A 19,655-nucleotide genomic window follows, 5' to 3' on the forward strand; every position below is an offset into this window, starting at 1 on the left:
AAACACCACCGTGCTGATAATCACCGCAAGACACACCTGCACAGTAGGTTCCGTTTGGGCCTTTGGCACGTGGTCGCCCAGCACCCTTCCGGTGGCGGTCGCCACCAGGCCGCCGCCCCCCACGGTCACCAGCCCGGCCAGCAGCAGGTTGCCCAGGTCGCCGCGCGTACCGCGCAGGCTGAACCGGAGCAGGCCGAGCGGGCTGAGCGCCTCGTCGGGCAACGGCCGGTAGAACATCACCGCGCGCGGCTCGAACTCCGCCGCGTTCGCCTTCTCGATCGGGGTCTCACGGCCGGTCGACGGATGGACGGCCACATAGCCGCCGCGCCGCCACAGCAGCGCCACGGGAGCGCCGGACAGGGCGCGGTGTCCGACCAGCGGGCCGACGTTGTCGTGCCACCAGCGGCCGTCGAGCCGTACCGCCCGGGTGCGGACCCGGGAGGCGAGGGCCACCCGTTCGACCGGGTCGATGCGGTCGCTCTCGGTGCCGCTCTGCGCGGGTTCGGCGAGGGTGATGCCCGCGGCCTCGGCGACCAGCCTGCAGGCCGCGTAGGAGGCGTCGGCGTCCGCGGCCGTGGTGCGCTTGGCCGCCTTGCCGATGGAGGCGAGCAGCGTGCGGTCGGCCTGGGCCCGGACCGCCTCGCCGGCCCTGATGCCGGCCGCCGTACGCGTCTCGTGGGTGCGCTCCAGCTGCTCGATCCACCGGTCGAGGGTGGTGAGCAGCCGGTACTGCTGATCGACCATGCTCTGCCACAGCGCCGGGTCCATCAGCAGGTCGGCGGCCGCCTCCGCGCCGTACAGCGAGCCGTACTGCACGCTGCCCGGGGGCACCTGCATCCAGAAGACGTCGTCGTCGGTGGGGGCCGCGGCCCGCTCGCCGTCGGTCATCGGGGCCTGGAAGAGAACGGACAGGCCGCGGCCGACGCCGAGCGCGAGCGCGTACTCCAGGGGGCTCGTGGTCGGCGGTACGTACTGGGGGGTGCCGTACTCGTCGTAGGACCAGGTCTGGGTGTGGGACGGCTGGTACAGCTCGCGCAGACCGATGCGGTGCACGACGCAGTCCCGCAACGGGCGTGCCACCAGGGTGTGCTGCGGTCCCGCGACCGGGCCGAGCAGCAGCGCGCCGGCCTCCAGGCGGCCCAGGTGGTGCCAGTGGCCCTGCTGTTCGGCGTCCACCGCGAACAGGTCGAGGGCGCCGGACGCCACCAGCCACAGCACCTGCGGGCCTTCGAGGTCCAGGCGGGTGAAGCCGGTGCAGTCGATCCGGTTGCCCAGTGCCCCGAACGCGCCGAGTACGAGGTCGCCTTGGTCCACGGTCGTCATCTCATCGCTCCCTGACCAGCGCGGCGTACGCCCCGCCGTGTGCCACCAGCTCGTCGTGCCGCCCGCGCTCCACGACCGTGCCGTGCTGGAGCACGACGATCTCGTCGCTGTCGCGGACCGTGCTCAGCCGGTGCGCGATGACGACACAGGCGCAGCCGCGGCGCCGCAGGTTGTCCATGACGGTCAGCTCGGTCTCGGCGTCCAGCGCGCTGGTCACCTCGTCGAGGACGAGGATGCTCGGCCGGCGCACCAGCGCCCGCGCGATCTCGAGGCGCTGGCGCTGGCCGCCGGAGAAGTTGCGGCCGTCCTGCTCGACCCTGCTGTGGATCCCGCCGGGCCGGCGCGCCACCACGTCGTACAGGGCCGCGTCGCGCAGCGCCTCCACCACGGCCTCGTCCGGGATCGACGGGTCCCACAGCGCCACGTTGTCGCGGACCGACCCCTCGAAGAGGAAGACGTCCTGGTCGACGAAGGAGACGGAGGCGGCCAGCGCGCCGCGCGGGATGTCCTCCAGACGCCGGCCGTCGATGCGGATCACGCCCTCCCAGGGGGCGTACAGGCCCGAGATCAGCCGGGAGACGGTGGACTTGCCGCTGCCCGAGCCGCCGACCAGGGCGACCTGGCGGCCGGGGCCGACGGTGAGGTCGAAGCCGGTGAGCAGGGGCTTGTCCAGCGGGCTGTAGCCGAAGCTGATGTTCTCCAGCTCCACATGGCCCTGCAGCCGCCGGGTGGAGTCGCCCGCGCCGGGCCGCGCGTAGACCGGGTCCGCCTGGAAGTTCTCCACGTCCTTGAGGCGGGCCACGTCGGCGGCGAAGTCCTGGATGCGGCCCGCGACGCCGTTGAGCCGGGTCAGCGGGGCGGTGAAGCGGGTGACCAGGGACTGGAAGGCGACAAGGAGGCCGACCGAGATACCCCCTTCGACCGCCCGCATGCCGCCGATCCACAGGATCAGGGCGCTGTTGACGGTGGCGAGTGTCGGGGCCACCACGCCGAGCCAGGCGCTCGGCACGCCGAGCCGCTGCTGCTCCTCCAGGGTGGCCGCGTGCTGCCCGGCCCACCTGCGGAAGTAGCCGTCCTCGCCGCCGGTCGCCTTCATCGTCTCGATCAGCTGGAGGCCGGTGTAGGAGGTGTTGGTGAGCCGGGCGGTGTCCGCGCGCAGCTTCGCCGTCCGGGTCGCGCGCAGCCGTACGACGAGCCGCATGGCCACGATGTTCAGCAGGGCCACGCCGATGCCCAGGAAGGTGAGCTGGACGTCGTAGGTGTAGAGGAGCACGGCGTAGAGGACGACGACCACGGCGTCCACGCCGGCCGCCGCGAGGTCGCGGGCCAGGGTCTCGGCGACCTGGTCGTTGGACTGGAGGCGCTGCACCAGGTCGGCCGGGCTGCGCTGGGCGAAGAAGGTCACCGGCAGGCGCAGCAGGTGGCGCAGGAAGCGGGCGCTGGAGAGAGTGGAGGAGACGATGCGGCCGTGCAGCAGGTTCGCCTGCTGCAGCCAGGTCAGCACCAGGGTGAGCAGGACGCAGGTGCCCATCGCGGCGAACAGCACGGTGAGCAGCGAGGTCTGGCCGCCGATGAGGAACAGGTCGATGTACTGGCGGCTGAGCGCGGGCAGCGCCGCGCCGACGACCACGAGGAGGAGGCTGGCCAGGACGGCGGCCGGCATGGTGCCTGCGGTGCCGCGCAGCCGGGCGGGCATGGCGCCGAGGACGCCGGGGCGCCGGCCGCCCCGCTCGAAGCCGTCGCCCGGTTCCAGGACCAGGACGACGCCGGTGAAGCTGCCGTCGAACTCCTCCATCGGCACGAACCGGCGGCCCTTGGCGGGGTCGTTGATGTAGACGCCCCGGCGGCCGAAGCGGCGGCCCATGCCGTCGTAGACGACGTAGTGGTTGAACTCCCAGAACAGGATCGCCGGACCCTGCACGTCGGCGAGGGCGGCCAGGTCCATCTGCATGCCCTTGGCGGTGAGGCCGTAACTGCGGGCCGCCTTCAGCAGGTTGCTGGCGCGTGAGCCGTCGCGGGAGACACCGCACGCGATGCGCAGCTCCTCCAGCGGGACATGGCGGCCGTAGTGGCCGAGGACCATGGAGAGGGAGGCGGCGCCGCACTCGACGGCTTCCATCTGGAGCACGGTGGGCGTACGGACCGTCCGGCCACGGCCCTTGGGAACCGGACGCTTGGGCGGCGCGGCGCGCCGGCGGCCGCGGGTCTCCTGGGCGGTGGTCACGGGAGCAGCCAATCGACGGGACGCTGGTCGGCCAGCCGGATCGAACCCGAGGCCAGGGTCATGGAGTCGAGCTTGAACGGCGGCCCGTCCGCCGAGGACCACCGGTAGCCGCTCTTCGTCTTCTTCGACGGGTCCAGCCGGACCAGTACGGCCACCGGGCGGCCCTTCTTGGTGAACTGGTCGCCGAGCTGGCTGTCGCCGAGGAACGCCGAGATCGACTGGGCCGACTGGGCGGCGCGGTCCACGGACTTCACATGGCCGCGGAGCACGCCGTACTCCTGCGTCGACACCGACGACACGGTCAGGTCGACCGGGGCGTTCGCGGGGATGGACGAGGCGTTCTCGGCGGGGACGTAGACCGTCGCGTACAGCGGGTCCGAGGCGTGGGCGACCTTCTCCACGGCGGCGACGTTCGTACCGGTCTGGATGATCTGCCCGATGGTCGCGGCGAGCGCGCTGATCCGGCCCGCGGCGACCGTGCGCACGACGGAGTCGCCCTGGCTCGTGTGCACCTTCAGGACGGGGGAGTTCGCGGGCAGCCGCTCGCCCTGCTCGGCGAGGACCGCCGTGACCTGCCCGGCGACCGGGCTCTGCAGGATGTAGCTGCCCTGCCCGTGGGTGAGGATGGCCTGTGCGCTCACCGTGGAGGCGACCGAACCGGTCACCGCCCACACCGAGGCCGCCGCCATCACGACGACGGAGACGGACAGCGCGAGCCAGCCCTGCGGACGGGCGAACCGCACCGGGAGGTCGAGCTCCTCCGGTGACTGGAGCTTGGCGAGGGCCTGTTGGCGGAACTGCACGGAACTTCCCTCACCTAGGGGAGAGACACGGGTGTTTCAGAACGCCCGAGAGCCCCGGGGCCGGGATCCGGCTCCGGGACTCAGCGGCAACGAGGTGCGATCAGAGACCGGCGACCAGGTTGGTGACCGGCTGGGTGTTCAGGCCGGTGACACCCTCGACGGTGCCGACGACCGTGTTGACCAGGCCGGAAACCGGGGCAACGCCGTCCACCAGGCCGGTGACGGTGCCGACGGCGTTCAGGGACAGACCGCCGGAGACGTTGTCGAGCTCGGCGTCGGAGATCTCGACGGTCTCAACCTGGGGGGTGGAGTTCATGATGGAACTTCCCTTCATATGGATATTCACAAGGGGGAGAGCGGCCCCCCGACGCCCTTCAGGACGAACACGGCCCTTGGGGGGACGAGCGGACGGCCGCGACCGCGAGCGCCGGGCGCCCGTTTCCGGTAGCCCTTCGCGGCCCGCGGTGCGATGGATCAAAGCACGCCCACGGGTCGCGCTTCCAATCAACCATGCGTCTCACCTGGGAACTTGAGTCCCACAAGGGCGCAACCGTGCAGGCGCGCGCACCGCTTGTCGGCGACTCCTTCACAAGGCGCACGACTTCGCCCCCGCCGCACCGCTTGCCCACCCGGCGGCGAATCCGGCACTCCGGGCCAAGGGCACGACGCGGGGCGCGCGATTGTGCAGATCCGCCGCTTCCCGTGACCCGCTTGGGTATTGGATGTGCAGATTCCCTGAAGCAATGGTTCCAGTCCGTGATCGCGACGGACCGTGAATGATCGGTTGCTGACCGTGTTCTTCTGTGCGGCGGACGGTGCGCGCGGTCAGCCCAGGAGTGCGTACACCGTGCTCGCCCGAGCCGCGACCGCCCCCGACCGCTGATCGCTCATCGTGATGTCGGCGAACGCCATCCGGCGGCCCAGCTTGGTCAGCACCGCTTCGATCAGGACATCCGAACCGGTCACCGCACGCTGGAACGAGGTCGACTGCTGCACCGTCGTCATCGGCACGAAGCCGCCCCGGGCCGCCGAGACCGCGATCACCGTCGCCGTGTCGGCCGCCGCCAACAGCGCCTGCCCCGACAGTCCGCCGCCCTCCCGGGACAGCCGCTCCGACCAGGGCAGACGCAGCACGGCCCGGTCCTCGCCCAGCGCCTCGACGGCCAGCCCGAGATCAAGCACCCAGGGCGCGAAGTTGGCGGAGAGGATCTTGTCGGCTTCGGCGGTGGTCATCGTCATATGGGGGATTGTTCCCGGGCCGGCCGCCCGGCACGCGCACCGTCACTTCCACGGGCGCGCCATGGCCGATTCATCACCGGGTCAAGGAAGTTGGCAAACGGAATTGAACGCACCACGTGACCCGCCCGTACCTATGGCCACCCAGGCGCCGCTCACGAACGACTGCCCCGCAACGGCAGACACTCCGTCCCTTGGAGGTCGAGAAGTTTGAGTCACAAGCGAATTCCGAAGCGCAAGGCCGCGATCGCGGTGGGCGGTGTCGCCGCGCTCGGAGCTGCGGCGTTCCTGCTGCCGATGGCCAACGCGTCCCAGGACAACGCCTCCGGCGCCACCGCTGCCCCCAAGACTCTGAAGGCCACGGGCGCCTCGAACCTCGCCGCGCAGCTCCAGCAGCTCCTCGGCCAGGCCTTCGCCGGGTCGTACTACGACAGCGCCAAGCAGCAGCTCGTCGTCAACGTCGTCAACGGCGACAACAACGTGATCGCCCAGGCGGAACAGGCCGGCGCGGTCGTGCGGCAGGTGCAGAACAGCACCTCGGCACTCGAGGCCGTCGCCAAGACCCTGAAGACCAAGGCGACCATCCCGGGCACGGCCTGGGCCGTCGACCCGAAGACCAACAAGGTCGTGGTCAGCGCCGACAGCACCGTCACCGGCGCCAAGTGGGACACCCTGCAGTCGACGGTCCAGGGTCTCGGCTCGAACATGGCGACCCTCAAGAAGTCGTCGGGCACCTTCAAGACCCTCGTCTCCGGCGGCGACGCGATCTTCTCCCAGGTGCAGAACGGCACCGTCCGCTGCTCCCTCGGCTTCAACGTGACCGCCTCGGACGGCAGCCCCGCCTTCCTGACGGCCGGTCACTGCGGTGTCGCGGCCAAGGACTGGTCCGACTCCGAGACCGGCCAGCCCATCGCCACCGTGGACCAGGCCCAGTTCCCCGGCAACGGCGACTTCTCGCTCGTCAAGTACAACGACCCCACCACCCAGACGACCAGTGACGTCAACATAGGCAACGGCCAGACCGTCGCCATCAACCAGGCCGTCGACGCCACCGTCGGCGAGACCGTGTTCCGGATGGGCTCCACCACCGGGCTGCACGACGGCCAGGTCACCGGCCTCGACGCCACCGTCAACTTCCAGAGCGAGACCGACCCCAACGGCGTCGACACCGTCACCGGCCTCATCCAGACCAACGTCTGCGCCGAGGCCGGCGACAGCGGCGGCTCGCTGTTCACGCAGGACGGCGGCGCGGTCGGCATGACCTCCGGCGGCAGCGGCGACTGCACCTCCGGCGGTGAGACCTTCTTCCAGCCGGTGACCGCCGCCCTGCAGGCGACCGGCGCGACCCTCGGTGACGCGGGTGCGGGTGCGGGTGCGGGTGCCGGTGACGGCAGCGCCACGGCCGACCCGTCCGCCACCGCCGGTGACCAGAACGGCGCCGGCGACCAGGCCGGCGGCGACCAGATCGGCGGCACCGCCGACCCGTCCGCCACCGCGGGCGACCAGAGCGGCACCGGGGACGGAACCGGCACCGGCACCGGAACCGGCGACCAGTCCGGCACGGGTGACGGGACGGGCACCGGCGACCAGTCCGGGACCGGCGCCGACACCACCTCGTCGTCCCACTGACCCACCCCGCGCACGGCCTGCCGGCGGTTGCCCGCCGACGGTGCCCGGTCCGGCCCTCCGGCGGGAGGGCCGGACCGGATCGCCGCCGGCGGCAGGTCAGCCGTCGGCCTCGGCCCGCAGCAACAGCACCGCGACGTCGTCGACACGCTCCTGCGCCGCCGCACTGTGCCGCACGAGCGTGTCGGCGAGCCGGTCCAGGGGCTGGTCGCCGTTCTCCGAGAGCAGTTCCCCGAGTCCGACCAGGGCGTCCTCGATGTCCACGCCGGGGGATTCGACCAGCCCGTCGGTGTACAGGGCGAGCACCGAGCCCGGTGCGAGCGACACCTCGGTCGTCGGGTACGTCGCCTCCGAGTCGATGCCCAGCAACGGGCCCCCGGCCAGGTCGAGGACCCGCACCCGCCCGTCCGGACGTCTCAGCAGCGGCGGCGGATGCCCCGCCCGCGCCATCACCGCGCGTCCGCGCTCCGGGTCCAGCCGCAGGTACAGACAGCTCGCGAACAGCTCGGCGCCGGAGTCGATCAGCAGCCGGTTGGTGCTGCACATCACCTCCTCCGGCGCCTGCCCGACGCTCGTGAACGCCCGTACGCCGGTGCGGATCTGGCCCATCAGCCCGGCCGCCGTCACGTTGTGCCCCTGTACGTCCCCGATCACCGCCGCGGCCAGCGGCCGGGTGGGCACCAGGTCGTAGAAGTCGCCGCCGATCTCCATGCCGTGCATGGCGGGCAGATAGCGGGCGGCCGCCTCGATGCCGGCCGGCGGGGCCAGCGAGCGCGGCAGCAGGGCCGCCTGCAGACCGTGCGCAAGCTGGTTCTTCGCGTCGTAGAGCACGGCCCGTTCCAGCGCCTGCGCGATCAGCCCGCCGAGGCTGGTGAGCACGGCACGCTCGTCGGCCGGGAAGGCGTGCGGCTCGGCGTAGGCGAGGACACAGGTGCCCACCGGGCGGCCCGACGCGATCAGCGGCAGGTACGCCCAGGCGGCGAACCCGTCCGGGGTGGCGTGCCGGTCCGGATACAGCCGCTCCAGCTGCTCCCTCGACTCGAAGAACCCCGGCACGCCGGTGTTCAGGACATGGGTACCGGGCGTGCGTTCGGCCAGCGGGAGGCCGTCGAAGCGCTCCACGGTCCGCGGCTCCTCGTACCCGCGGTGCCCCAGCACGTGCAGCCGCCCGCCCCGCGAGCCGAGCACCACCACGGCCTGACTGCCGACGGACGGGGCGACCTCGTCCGCCACCAGCTGCACGACGTCCTGCACCCCGACGGCCTCGGTCAGCGCCCCGGCCAGGCTCAGCACCTGTGAGATGGTGACCAGCCGGTGCGCCGGCGCGGAGTCCGCGCGCGGTGTCGCCCCCACCATCTCGGCGACCGCCCGCGCCCGGCTGATCCGGGTGGTCAGCCCGGTCGTGCTCGGATACATCCGGAACGACAGCCAGTCGCCCGGCGGCCGAAGCGCCACGAACGACGTCACGTGCTGGCTCAGCAGCGCCGCCCGGTAGCGGTCCTCGTACATCGGGTCGTTCAGCCACGGCACCGACACCCACGGCTGGGTGCCCAGCAGATCGTCGACGTGCACACCGAGCAGTTCGGCCGCCGCCCCGTTGGCGAAGGCGACCCGGCCGTGCAGATCGAGCGAGGCGAGCCCGTACGGCAGCCGCCCCACCATCCGCGCCGCCTCCACCGTGCCGAACGTGCCCGCCACCCCCGAGGGGGGTGCCGCCAGCAGATCCGGTTCGGTGCGCAGCGGACGGTTCTGCCGGGCGACCCGGTCCAGCCGCACCGCCAGCCGGTCGCACGCCGAGGTCAGCGACTCCCGCTCCCGGTCGGACAGCACCGTCGGATGGGCGCCGGGCCAGGTCACGTACACCGCGCCGTACAGGGTGTCCGCCGTCGCCACGGGGAGCGCGGCAAGCGCGAACGCGTACGGCAGCACCACCGCGATGCGCGGGTACCGGCGGGCCATGTCCTCCTCGCCGCCCACCCACACCAGCCGCCGTTCGCGCGCCGCGTCCGCGACCGGGATCGGCGCGCTCAGCCCGACCCGCTCCCACGGCGCGGCGAAGGCCCGGGGCAGTCCCGCCGTCACCGACATCTCCAGGACCGGCTCGTCGGCCGCGAGCAGGTAGACCGCGCCGGAGTGCGCCTGGACCTCCTCCATCATGGCGGCCAGCGCCAGCGACAGCAGCGGCTTGCCGGAGCGGCTGCCGGCGGCCGCCGGCACCCCGGCGTCGGGCTCCGTCCCGGCCGGAGGCGCCCCCATCCCGTCGGACACGCCCGACCACCTCCTCGTCCGGCCGCGCGTCGCGTCCTGGGATCAAGGCTCCCTCGTGGCGGCGACCGGCGCACGGCGAGAGCCGCGCGGGCCCCCGCACCGGGCCGGCCCGGTGTACCCCGTTCGCCTCGGCACATTCCCCCGCAGCCGAAGCGCGGGGCGGGGTACGAGCGCCGGGCGTGCGCCCCCGCGCACCCTGATGGCCGGATCTTCGCGCCCATGCACGGTGGACGGCGCCAACAATGGGGCACGCGTTCCACACCTTGAACGGAAGAACCGACGTAGGTCTGGTTGAGGGGGGCGGCGGTGATCCGGGTACTCCTGGTGCACGACGTGTGTCTGGTGAGATCGGTCCTGGCGGAGTGGTTACGCCGGGAACCGGGGCTGAGCGTGGACGACACGCCGTGGCACGGCGCATGGGGGCGGGTCCGGGCGGTGCGGCCCGACGTGTGCGCGGCGGACCTCGACAGCTCCGGCACCCACGGCGTGCCGCCGCTGGCGGACCTGCGGCCGGCCGAGCCCGGTCCGTCCGCGCCGCGGCTCGTGGTGCTTGCCGGTGCGAACAGGCCGGGGCTGCTGAAGCGGGCGGCCGAGGCGGGAGCGCTCGGCTACGTCGACAAGGCGGGCGCGCCGGAACGGCTGGTGCAGGCGATCCGGCGGGCCGCCGAGGGGGAACGTTTCGTCGACGACTCGCTGGGCTTCGGCTTCCTGCGGGCGGCCGAGATCCCGCTCACCAGACGGGAGCTGAGCGTGCTGGAACTGGCGGCCGGCGGGGCGTCCATCGCGGAGATCGCCGGCAGCCTGCACCTGTCGCACGGGACCGTACGCAACTACATGGCGGCGATCACCCGCAAGACCGGGGCCCGCAACCGCGTCGACGCGATCCGGATCTCACAGGGCGAGGGGTGGCTGTGACCCGGCGGCCTCGCCCGGCGCCACCAGCTCCCGGTAGAGGGCGCAGGTCCGCAGCAGGTCCTCGTGGGTGCCGTAGGCCGTGCGGGGGCCGTCCATCACCAGGATCCGCCGGGCACGGCGGGCCGAGTCGATTCGGTGCGCGACGACCACCAGCGTGCCGCCGGGCCGGGTGGCGAGCGCCGTCTCGGCGCGGGCCTCGGCCTCCGCGTCGAGGTGGCAGGTCGCCTCGTCGAGAAGGGCGAGCGGGGCGGGGGAGAGGTAGGCACGGGTGAGCGCGATCAGCTGCCGCTCACCCGCGGACAGTGCCGCCGGCCGCACCGGGGCGTCCGGACCGCCCAGCCGGTCCAGGAGCGGCGTGAGCCCGACCTTCTCGGCCGCGGCCAGCAGTTCAGGACCCGGGACGGGGTCCGGGCGCAGCAGCCCCAGGTTCTCGGCGAGGGTGCCCGTGCAGACGTACGCCTCCTGCGGGATCAGCACCCGCAGGGCGGCCGCCCGCGCCCCCGGCACGGGATGGCCGCACACCCGGACCGCGCCGTGCGCCGGGTGCAGCAGCCCGGCGGCCACCGCGGTCAGCGTCGACTTGCCGATCCCGCTCGGGCCCACGACGGCGAGGTGACCGCCGCACGGGACGACGAGGTCGAGTCCGTCGAGGACTGGGGTGCTCGCCGGGCCGTAGGAGAAGGTGACGGCGGAGAACGAGAGAGCCGGGGTGCCGGGGGTCACCTCCGCGGCCGGCGTCGGGGACGGCCCGGGATCCGGGGGCGGGCGGAGCCGGCGCAGGACGACCGTGAGACGGGCCCCGCCGGTGCCCAGGCCGTGCACCAGGTTCTGCAGGGCGGGCACAAGGGACTGCGTGACGTAGGCGAGCGCGCCGACCAGGGCGCCCGCGGTCACGCCGTGGGCGAGCAGCCAGGGCGCGGCGGCGAGCAGCAGCACCGGGGGCAGCTGGCCGCCGACCGCGAGCGCCGCCACCCGCACGACGCTCCAGCGGGCCAGCGCCCGGGCGGCCCGGAACTCGGCGTCCACCCGCTGCCCGGTCCGCGCGGCGACCTGTTCCTCGGCTCCCGCCGCGGTGACGTCCCGCAACCCCGGGCCCATTTCGCCCAGTTCCGCCGCCAGCGCCTCGTCGGCGGCCAGGAAGGCCTCCTGACGGCGGGCCAGCGGGCGCAGCGTCGCCGCGAACAGGGCCAGGCCGGCGAGCAGCGGGGGCAGCACCACGAGCAGCAGCGGCGGTGCCAGGGCGCACAGCCCGGTGAGCGCGCCGGCGGCCGTGAACACGAACGACCGGGACACCAGAACCAGCCCGGCGAGGGTGTCCCGGGCGATCTCCGCCTGCTGGGTCAGCCCGGACAGCGCCCCGGGGTCGGCCTCCCGCACCCCGCGCGCGACCACCCCCGCCACCAGCCGGTCCCGCACCGGCTCCACGAGGTCGGCCACCACCGCGTACACCCGCCGGGTCCCGTACGCCCCCGCCACCACCGCGCCCGCGGCCGCGGCCAGCCACCACAGCCCGGTCCGCGCGTCCCCGGCCAGGAACCCGGCGTCGAGCGCGCGGGCCAGGGCGTAGCCGAGCAGAAAGGTCTGCCCGGCCTCCAGCAGCGACCAGCACACCAGGCGCACCGGCACGGCCCGGTCCACCCGGAGCACCGGCACGGCCCGGTCCACCCGGAGCAGCGGGGCGGCCCGGCCCACCCGGAGCAGCGGGGCGGTCACCGGGCCGCGCCCTCGGCCGCGCGCGCCCCGAACACCGCCCGGTACTCCGGGTCCCGCCACAGCTCCGCGTGGGTCCCCACCGCCCGCACCCGGCCGCCGTCCAGCCAGGCCACCGCGTCGGCCCGGGCCGCGGTCGACGGGCGGTGCGCGACGATCAGCCGGGTCGGTCCCGGACCGGGCGCCAGCAGGGCCGCGGTGACGCGGTGTTCGGTGACGGTGTCCAGGCTGGAGAGGGCGTCGTCGAGTATCAGCAGCCGGCCGGGGTGTGCGAACGCGCGGGCCAGACCGAGGCGCTGGGACTCGCCGCCGGAGCGGGGGGCGTCGGTGAGCCGGGTCGCGAAGCCGTCGGGGAGGCGGCGGATGTACGTGTCCGCCTGGGCCTTGGCGGCGGCGGCGCGGATCTCGGCGGGGGAGGGGGTGGTGAGGCCGAGGGCGATGGTGTCCGCGACGGTCCGGCCGAGGAGGGCCGGGCGGGCGAAGGCGCAGGTGACGGCCCGGCGCAGCGCGTCGTGGCGGAGCGCGGGCAGCGGGACGCCGTCCAGCAGGACCTCCCCGGCGTCCGGATCGGCCAGCCGGCCGGCGAGTTCGGCCAGCAGGGACTTGCCGGTGCCCGAACGGCCGACGACGGCGAGGGCGGTGCCGCCGGGGACGTCCAGGTCGACGCCGTCCAGGACCGTGCGGCCGCCCCGGCGGGCGGTGACCTCGCGCAGTTCCAGGCGGCCGGGGCCCGGCGGGAGCGGGTGGGTGCCGTGGGCCGGCGCGGGAAGGGCCAGCACCTCGGCGAGGCGGGTCGCGGAGGAGCGCGCCCGGGCGGTGGCGGCGAGCTGTCCGACCAGCACGCCGACGCCCGTCGCGAGGACGGCGTAGCGGGAGGCGGCGAGAACCTCGCCGACCGAGATCCGGTTCCGGGCGAGCAGCAGGCCGGCCACCGCCACGACCGCGAGCTGGAGCAGCGGGCCCACGGTGACCGCCTGGGCGGCGGCCCGGCCCTGCACCCGCCACATGCGGTGCCCGGCGCGGGCGAGACCGGGCAGCGGGCGCAGCACGCGCTCCGCCTCCCGGGCCTGGAGACCGGCGGCCACGATCGTCCGGTGGCCGTCGACCGCCTCCGCCAGCGCCGTCGCGATCCTTCCCTGCGCGCGCTGGTACTCCGCCACGCACGCCGAGGTGTCCCGGGTGAACGCCCGCAGCAGCAGGGCGAGTACGGGGGCCCCGGCCAGGAACACGGCCGCGAGCCACGGGTCGACGAGACCGAGCGCGACCACCCCGCCGACCGGACCGGCGAGGGCCGCGAGGAGCGCGGCGAGGGCGGCGGGCCCGGTCCCGGCCTGCGCGGCGTTCCCGACCAGCCGGGCGGCCAGGTCCCCGGCGCCGAACCGGGCCGCCGCGCGCGGGCCCAGCGCCAGCACGTGCCCGGTGACCCGCTTGCGCAGCCCGGCCGTGGCGCGCGCGTCGACGGTCCCGGCGAGCACGCTCGCGCAGCCGTCCAGCAGGGCGAGCAGCAGCACCAGGCCGGCGGCCCGCACCACCCACGCGGCCGCCGGGGCGCCCGCCAGCAACAGGTCCAGAGCGTGGCCCAGCACCGCGGGCAGCAGGAGCCCCGCCATCGTGGCCGCCGTACTCGCCAGGCACAGGGCGGCGCAGCGCGCCCCGGCGTGGCGCAGGGCGGTGCGCATCGGGTCGCGGTGCGGGGGTCGGGTCATCGCGGCAGCCCTCGTATCGGCGAAGGCCCCGGACGGACCCCGTCCCGAAGGAGGGGGCCGCCCGGAGCCGGTGTCGTGGTGCCGGTCAGAGACAGAGCAGGACGCTCGCCGCCGAGACGCACGACAGCAGGCTCACCGTGCTGGCGCCGCCGCCGTCGTGACCTTCCTCGGACTCCATCGTCTGCAGGTCGAGCAGTGCCATAGCGTGTCCTTTCCGGGGACCGAGCGGCCCCCCGGGTGTTGTCGGGGACGGGGTTGTGTCACGACCGCGCCGAAGCGCGCGGCCGTGTTCTGGGGGCCGCCGGTGGCGGCGGGAGGAACGGCAGGTGGGCGGCGCGGTCGCCGTCGAGGGCGGCCGTGAGCGCCAGCAGGCACCCGGCGGTTCCGGTGGCGAGGTCCATGGAGAGCCGCATCATCTGGTGGCCGGGGAAGGCCAGTTGGCCCTGGTAGGCCATCGCGAGCCAGCCGAGCCCGTCGATCTGCGCGGCGAGCCGGTCCGGGTCGGCGCCGGTGCGGGCGAGGTGCAGGATCATGCCCGCGCGGCCCTGGAAGAGGCCGGGCTGGGCGTAGAAGCGCGAGGTGGCGGCGGTGCGGATCGCGGCCCGGGCGCGCTCGAAGTCGCCGGTGCCGTCCGTCCCGTGGGCGAGCCAGTCGTCGAGCACCATGCCGATCCCCGCGCTGCCGTCGCCGAGGTAGGGCAGCGTGCGCCAGCCCTCGTCGACCTCCAGGCCGCCGCCCCGCTGCACCGCACAGCGGTCCAGGTCCCGGCGCAGCGCCCGCCCGGCCGCCGCCAGCAGGCCGGCGTCGCCGGTCCGTTCGTGGCGGCGCAGCAGGAACAGCGCGGGCCCGGTCGCACCCCGCAGCAGCCCGGCCCGCCGCCGGGGCGTGTCCGGGAGCGGTTCGGCGAGCCGTCCCAGGAGGATCTCCGCAGCCTCGGCGGCCCGCTCGCGCAGCTCGGTCTCGCCGGTCGCGTCGGCGAGGGAGTCCAGGACCAGTCCCAGACCGGCCAGCCCGCCGTGCAGGTCGGAGGAGAGACTGCGCCAGTTCTCCCTCAGGACGCCGTCCACGAGGTCCAGGGCGCGTTGCCGGTGGCCGAGCAGGTCAAGGACGTGGGCGACGCCCGCGAGACCGTCGTACAGCCCGAGCGGGGTGCCGGGCGGCGGGGGCGCGGTGCGGTCGAGCAGCCAGCGCTCGCCCTCCTCGTACCGGCCGGCGCCCGCCCGGTCCAGGGCGTACAGCACCCCGGCCGCGCCGTGTGCGAGGCCGAGGCCGCCGCCGTCCCCGAACTGGGCGATGTCTCCGGGGAAGAGCCGGTCGTCGCGCCCCGGCGTCGCGGAGGCGAGGATCGCCTTGGCCATCGAGTCCCGGCTGTACGGCCACTCCGCCGGTACGACCGGACGCGCCGCCGGGGCGCCCCGGGTGATCTCCGCGACCGCCTCGTCCAGGAACTCCCGCGGCACGTCCGGGAACTGACCGGCGATCACGTCCGCGAGATGGGCCGCCTTGCCGCGGTCCACGACGAACAGCGAGGTCACGGGCAGGAACAGGGCGAGCCGCAGACAGGCCAGGGCATACCGGTCCACCTCGGCGCCCCTGCGGTCCGGCGGGGCGAAGAAGCCGGGATGGGCGACCACCTGACGGCCGTTCTCCCCGACGGGGGCGGCCGCCTCGAAGTCGATGAGGAACACCGACTCCTCGTCGGGCCCGACCATGATGTTGAAGACGTGCAGGTCGTTGAAGACGATCCCGCGCGCGTGCACCGCCGCCACGGCCTCCGTCACCTTCCGGTGGATGCGCAGCGCCCAGGCCGTGTAGTCACGCACCGCCCCGGGATCCGGGTCCGCGGTGAGCAGCGGATGCCGTTCGGCGAAGAAGGAGTTGAGCGGTCGGCCCGCCAGGAGGTCCATCACCAGGAACCGGTGCTCGCCCAGTGTGAACCAGTCCCGGACCTCGGGCACCACCCCGGTGCCGGCCACCGCCTCCAGGGCCGCCTTCTCCCGGCCCAGCCGGGCGACGGCGTCGGCGCCGTCGGCCGCGAGACCCGCGTGCGGCCGCCCCTCCTTCAGCACCACCCGCCGCCCGTCCCGGGTGTCGGTCCCCGCGTACACCCCGCCGCCGTTGGAGAAGTGCAGCGCCTTCTCGATCCGGTACGGCAGCTCGCCCACCGTGGTGGCCTCCCGCGCCGCCAGCTGCGGCCGCAGGAAGTCGGGCAGCGTCACCCACTCCGGCACCTGGAAGGCCGGCGTCCGCCGGTCCGGCACCGGCCTGCCGGCCCCGTCCCGCACCGCCGTCACCAGCGCACCGCGCTCGTCGACGACGTACGTGCGCGCGAACGCGCCGTAGCGGACGTACAGCGGCCCGTCGTTCCAGCGCAGGTCGGTCAGGATGTACGGCCCCTCGAAGCCCTCCAGGAGCGCGCCCAGTTCACTCAGCACCTCCCGGAGCCGGTCCTCGTCGGGCGGGTACACCGTGACGAACTTCCCGCTGGTGTCGCGGGCCGCGTACTTGGCGTTGCGCAGGTGCAGCAGATGCGGTCCCGGGACGAACTTGAACGGGATGCGGCGCGTTACGCAGTAGTCCCACACGATCGCCGCGATCCGCTCCGCGTTCGCCCGGGTGGCCGAGGAGTGGATCTTCCAGCCCTGGGCCGGCGAGGGCTGCGGCGCGCCGTCCGCGCCGAGCGGTGTCATGGTCAGCCAGTCCCCGGAGCGCGCCGCGCGCCAGCCCTCGGGCACCGGGCGACGCGCCGTGTCGAACAGTCGTTCCGTCCGCGGTCCGGTGCTCCCGAGCCGGTCCGGCGTGTCGTAGAAGTGCCGGTCGGCCAGCGCGTACACCTCGTACCGTCCGTCCATCCGTGTCCCCCTCCGTGGGCCGGTCCCGACACTTCCAGGCGTCGCACGGTCGCGGACAGTCACGTCTGTCACGAGAACACCGTGCGGAACGCACGGGTCAAGACATGTTCGGTGGGTTTCGAGCACGGGGGCCGCCGTCGTCCACGGAACGGTCACAGGGGCTGCGCAGACGCCTCATAAGCGCTGTAATGGCGGCGTGGTCAGTGAGGGTGCTGCGATACGCGGAACGAGAACGGATCGCGCCGAAATCGCCCTCGAAACGCTCACTGGCGATCCCGGCGCACCCGATCGGCTCCGGCGCGTGCTCGAACAGGCGCTGGTGTTCGCGGGCGCGGCCTTCGCCGGGGTGTACACACCCGGCGACGCCGGGTCCGTGCTGCGCCTCGCCGAGTCGGCGGGCCTGCCCCGCACCCTGTACGGGCTGCGCGACGCCTACCCGGCGATCGGGCGGTCCCCGGTGGCCGAGGCGTACGGCACCGGGCGGCCCGTCTGGCTCGGCCCCGACGAGCTGGCCGACTGCCCCGAGGCGCGGCGGACCCCGTCACCGGAGTTCTGGCTGGGCGCCCTGCCGCTGCCCGGAGGCGCCGGGCTCCTCGTCGCCGTCAGCGAGCGCGAGGACGGGTTCGGCCCCGAGGACCGGGCCTGCCTGGGCCTGGTGGCCCGGACGGTCGCGCTGCCCGCCCCGCTCCCCACGGCCACCGACACCGGCGAACTGGCCGCCGGCGCCTTCAGCCTCGCCATGGACACCGGCCGGATCGCGGTCGGCGACGGCATCCTCGACCTCTTCCGGATGGGCCGCGACGAGTTCGACGGCAAGGTCGAGACGCTGCTGGGCCGCACCCTGCCCGAGGACCTGCCCGCCCTGATGTCCGTCGTCGAGGCCGACCACATGTCCATCGGCGACCGCGAGCTGGAGTTCCGTATCCTGCAGCCCTCGGGGCCGCCCAAGTGGCTGCGGCTGCGCGGGCGGCTGGTGCCCGGCGGGGAAGGGCACCCGGCCCGGCTGGCCGGCACCGTCGCCGACGCCTCCACGCTCCGCTCGGACGTCACCGACGTGACCCGCGTGCAGCAGCTCGCCGCCGCCCTGGCCACCGCCCGCACGGTCAAGGACGTCGGCCAGGCCGTCGTCCACGCGCTGCGCGGGCCGCTCAAGGCCGACCGGATCGCCCTGGCCGAACTGGAGAACGACCGCCTGGTCGTCACCGTCCTCGACCCGCCCGAGGCCGAGTCCTGGCCCGAGCTGTGGCGCAGCGAGTGGCGCAGCGAGTGGCCCGACGCCCCGGTGCGGTCCATGCCCACCCTCGCCACCGCCCTGCGCGAGGGCCGCGCGCAGATCTGGCCCGCCCGGGCCGCCCTGGAGCCCGCGCTCGCGGAGGTCGGTCCCGGCGGCCTCGCCGTCCTCCCGCTGCCCGCCGGCGGCCGGATGGCCGGGGCCTGCCTGATCGGCTGGGACGCCCCGCACGACTTCGGCCCCGACGAACGCGCCCTGCTCACCGCCTCCGCCGGCCTCGCGGGCGAGGCTCTGATGCGCGCCCACGCCTTCGACGCCGAGCACGAACTCGTCGGGATGCTCCAGCGCGCCCTGCTGCCGCGCCGGCTGCCCCGGCTGCCAGGCGCCGAGGCCGTCGCCCGCTACCTGCCCACCACCGAGGGCGGCCTGGAGGTCGGCGGCGACTGGTACGACGTGATCCCGCTGACCGACAACCACGTCGCCCTCGTCATCGGCGACGTCCAGGGCCACAACGCGAGCGCCGCCGCCCTCATGGGCCAGATGCGCACCGCGCTGCGTGCCTACGCCGCCGAGGGACACACCCCCGACGTGGTCGTCTCGCACGCCAACCGGCTGCTCCTCGACATGGAGAGCGACCTCTTCGCCACCTGCTGCTACGTCGACGTCGACATGGAGGACGGCACCGCCTGGTGCGTGCGCGCCGGACACCTGCCGCCCGTGCTGCGCCAGCCGGACGGCACCACGCGGATCGCGGAGACCGAGGGCGGCCCGCCGCTCGGCGTGCTCGGCCGGGCCGAGTTCCCGATGACCCAGCTCAGCCTGCGCCCCGGCACCGTGCTCGCGCTCACCACCGACGGCCTGGTCGAGTCCCCCGACGCCGACATCGACGAGGGCATGGAGCGCTTCGCCCGCGACCTCGCCGGCGCCGACCCGGCCCACCTCGGTCTGGTCGCCGACGTGCTGCTCGGCAGCGCCCACCGCGCCGACGACGTCGCCCTGCTGCTGATGCGCTACGACGGCATGGCCGTGCGCCCGCTGCGGGAGAGCTGGACGGTGTGGCGGGTCCCCGAGGCGGCCCGGCACGCCCGCCGCTTCAGCAGGCGCACCCTGCGCTCGTGGGGTGTGACCGACGAGGCCATGGACGTGGCCCTGCTGGTCGTCTCCGAACTGGTCACCAACGCCCTGATCCACACCGACGGACCCGTCCGGCTCGACCTGACCCTCGTCGACCACCGGCTGCGGATCGCCGTCGCCGACGCCTCGCCGCGCAGCCCGGTGAAACCCACCAACATCGGCTGGGAGGCCACCGGCGGGCGTGGCATCCTCCTGGTGGAGGCGGTGTCCACCGCCTGGGGGACCGTACCGGCCAGCGGCGGCAAGCAGGTGTGGGCGGATCTCATACTGGCGGACTGACCCCCGCGCTCTCGACAGGCGGCGCGGCCCGACTCTCCTTAGTGTCCATGACGTGGCACACACCTTCGAAGAACTCGTGGCGAAGCACCGCGCGGCCGACGCGGCCCACGAGAAGGTCCTGGAACTGCGGGACACCTACGGGCCACCGGCCCGGCAGCAGCCGGGCGGCGCCCAGTCGGCCACCTACGAGACGGCCCTGCGCGCCTGGCGCGACCTGGCCCGGGACGAGCTGACCGCGGTGAACGAGTACGCCCGGGACGAGGGCATGTCCCGGGCCGAGATCGAGGCCGAGGTGGAACGCGCGGCGGCCCGGCCGGAAGGCTCCTGACCAGCAGAAAAAACCGACGA

The 19,655-nt window shown here is 74.4% G+C and carries 13 protein-coding genes and 1 pseudogene; 4 read left to right on the plus strand and 10 right to left on the minus strand.

Going from position 1 to position 19,655, the window contains the following annotated elements; genetic code table 11:
- The 5 genes and pseudogenes from ACZ63F_RS03635 to ACZ63F_RS03655 all read right to left on the minus strand — a co-directional run.
- Positions 1-1,323, minus strand: a pseudogene (locus tag ACZ63F_RS03635) (NHLP bacteriocin export ABC transporter permease/ATPase subunit); the annotation flags it as partial.
- A 1-nt stretch (position 1,324) separates the two neighbouring features.
- The gene (locus ACZ63F_RS03640) at positions 1,325-3,547 is read right to left on the minus strand and encodes an NHLP family bacteriocin export ABC transporter peptidase/permease/ATPase subunit (RefSeq protein WP_469708308.1); all 2,223 of its coding nucleotides are present in this window, start codon (positions 3,545-3,547) and stop codon (positions 1,325-1,327) included.
- Positions 3,544-4,350 (minus strand): hypothetical protein, encoded by an 807-nt coding sequence (locus ACZ63F_RS03645; protein ID WP_469708310.1) that lies wholly within the window; start codon positions 4,348-4,350, stop codon positions 3,544-3,546. Before ACZ63F_RS03645 ends, ACZ63F_RS03640 begins: the two co-directional genes overlap by 4 nt.
- 100 nt (positions 4,351-4,450) lie before the next feature.
- Positions 4,451-4,666, minus strand: coding sequence for a type A2 lantipeptide (locus ACZ63F_RS03650; RefSeq protein WP_093506685.1), 216 nt, complete (start codon positions 4,664-4,666; stop codon positions 4,451-4,453).
- Between the two features lie 509 nt (positions 4,667-5,175).
- A complete protein-coding gene (locus tag ACZ63F_RS03655; RefSeq protein WP_469708312.1) occupies positions 5,176-5,589 on the minus strand; it encodes a PaaI family thioesterase in 414 nt (137 codons plus the stop codon).
- Between the two features lie 207 nt (positions 5,590-5,796).
- Here ACZ63F_RS03655 and ACZ63F_RS03660 point away from each other — a divergent pair, with 207 nt between their 5' ends.
- Positions 5,797-7,215 (plus strand): S1 family peptidase, encoded by a 1,419-nt coding sequence (locus tag ACZ63F_RS03660; protein ID WP_469708313.1) that lies wholly within the window; start codon positions 5,797-5,799, stop codon positions 7,213-7,215.
- A gap of 96 nt (positions 7,216-7,311) precedes the next feature.
- Here the strand turns inward: ACZ63F_RS03660 and ACZ63F_RS03665 are convergent, their stop codons facing one another.
- Positions 7,312-9,468 carry a SpoIIE family protein phosphatase gene (locus ACZ63F_RS03665; protein WP_469709317.1) on the minus strand — a complete coding sequence of 719 codons (2,157 nt, stop codon included), beginning with the start codon at positions 9,466-9,468 and terminating at the stop codon, positions 7,312-7,314.
- 318 nt (positions 9,469-9,786) lie between these two features.
- Between ACZ63F_RS03665 and ACZ63F_RS03670 the strand changes: the two genes are divergently transcribed.
- Positions 9,787-10,395 (plus strand): response regulator transcription factor, encoded by a 609-nt coding sequence (locus tag ACZ63F_RS03670; RefSeq protein WP_469708315.1) that lies wholly within the window; start codon positions 9,787-9,789, stop codon positions 10,393-10,395.
- Here the strand turns inward: ACZ63F_RS03670 and ACZ63F_RS03675 are convergent.
- The 4 genes from ACZ63F_RS03675 to lanKC form a co-directional block, all read right to left on the minus strand.
- Entirely contained in the window at positions 10,372-12,108 is a 1,737-nt protein-coding gene (locus ACZ63F_RS03675; RefSeq protein WP_469708317.1) for an ATP-binding cassette domain-containing protein, read from the minus strand. The two genes, ACZ63F_RS03670 and ACZ63F_RS03675, sit on opposite strands and share 24 nt — an antisense overlap.
- A complete protein-coding gene (locus tag ACZ63F_RS03680; RefSeq protein ID WP_469708319.1) occupies positions 12,105-13,811 on the minus strand; it encodes an ABC transporter ATP-binding protein in 1,707 nt (568 codons plus the stop codon). Before ACZ63F_RS03680 ends, ACZ63F_RS03675 begins: the two co-directional genes overlap by 4 nt.
- Positions 13,812-13,896: 85 nt before the next feature.
- On the minus strand, positions 13,897-14,013 hold the full coding sequence (locus ACZ63F_RS03685) for a SapB/AmfS family lanthipeptide (RefSeq protein WP_093506696.1): 117 nt from the start codon (positions 14,011-14,013) through the stop codon (positions 13,897-13,899).
- 58 nt (positions 14,014-14,071) lie between these two features.
- Positions 14,072-16,663: a class III lanthionine synthetase LanKC gene (lanKC, locus tag ACZ63F_RS03690; protein WP_469708322.1), complete on the minus strand. Its 2,592-nt coding sequence runs from the start codon at positions 16,661-16,663 to the stop codon at positions 14,072-14,074.
- 196 nt (positions 16,664-16,859) lie between these two features.
- Here lanKC and ACZ63F_RS03695 point away from each other — a divergent pair, with 196 nt between their 5' ends.
- Both ACZ63F_RS03695 and ACZ63F_RS03700 read left to right on the plus strand, forming a co-directional pair.
- Positions 16,860-19,307, plus strand: a complete 2,448-nt coding sequence (locus ACZ63F_RS03695; RefSeq protein ID WP_469708323.1) for a SpoIIE family protein phosphatase — start codon at positions 16,860-16,862, stop codon at positions 19,305-19,307.
- A 52-nt stretch (positions 19,308-19,359) separates the two neighbouring features.
- Positions 19,360-19,635: a hypothetical protein gene (locus ACZ63F_RS03700; RefSeq protein WP_469708325.1), complete on the plus strand. Its 276-nt coding sequence runs from the start codon at positions 19,360-19,362 to the stop codon at positions 19,633-19,635.
- The last annotated feature ends 20 nt before the right edge of the window (positions 19,636-19,655 follow it).

The organism is Streptomyces sp. NPDC104761 (assembly GCF_055583445.1).

Excerpts from the sequence above, each read along its gene's own strand:
- ACZ63F_RS03680 (WP_469708319.1), bottom strand. The coding sequence starts at position 13,811 with ATGACCCGACCCCCGCACCGCGACCCGATGCGCACCGCCCTGCGCCAC.
- ACZ63F_RS03655 (WP_469708312.1), bottom strand. The coding sequence starts at position 5,589 with ATGACGATGACCACCGCCGAAGCCGACAAGATCCTCTCCGCCAACTTC.
- ACZ63F_RS03650 (WP_093506685.1), bottom strand. The coding sequence starts at position 4,666 with ATGAACTCCACCCCCCAGGTTGAGACCGTCGAGATCTCCGACGCCGAG.
- lanKC (WP_469708322.1), bottom strand. The coding sequence starts at position 16,663 with ATGGACGGACGGTACGAGGTGTACGCGCTGGCCGACCGGCACTTCTAC.
- ACZ63F_RS03665 (WP_469709317.1), bottom strand. The coding sequence starts at position 9,468 with ATGGGGGCGCCTCCGGCCGGGACGGAGCCCGACGCCGGGGTGCCGGCG.
- ACZ63F_RS03685 (WP_093506696.1), bottom strand. The coding sequence starts at position 14,013 with ATGGCACTGCTCGACCTGCAGACGATGGAGTCCGAGGAAGGTCACGAC.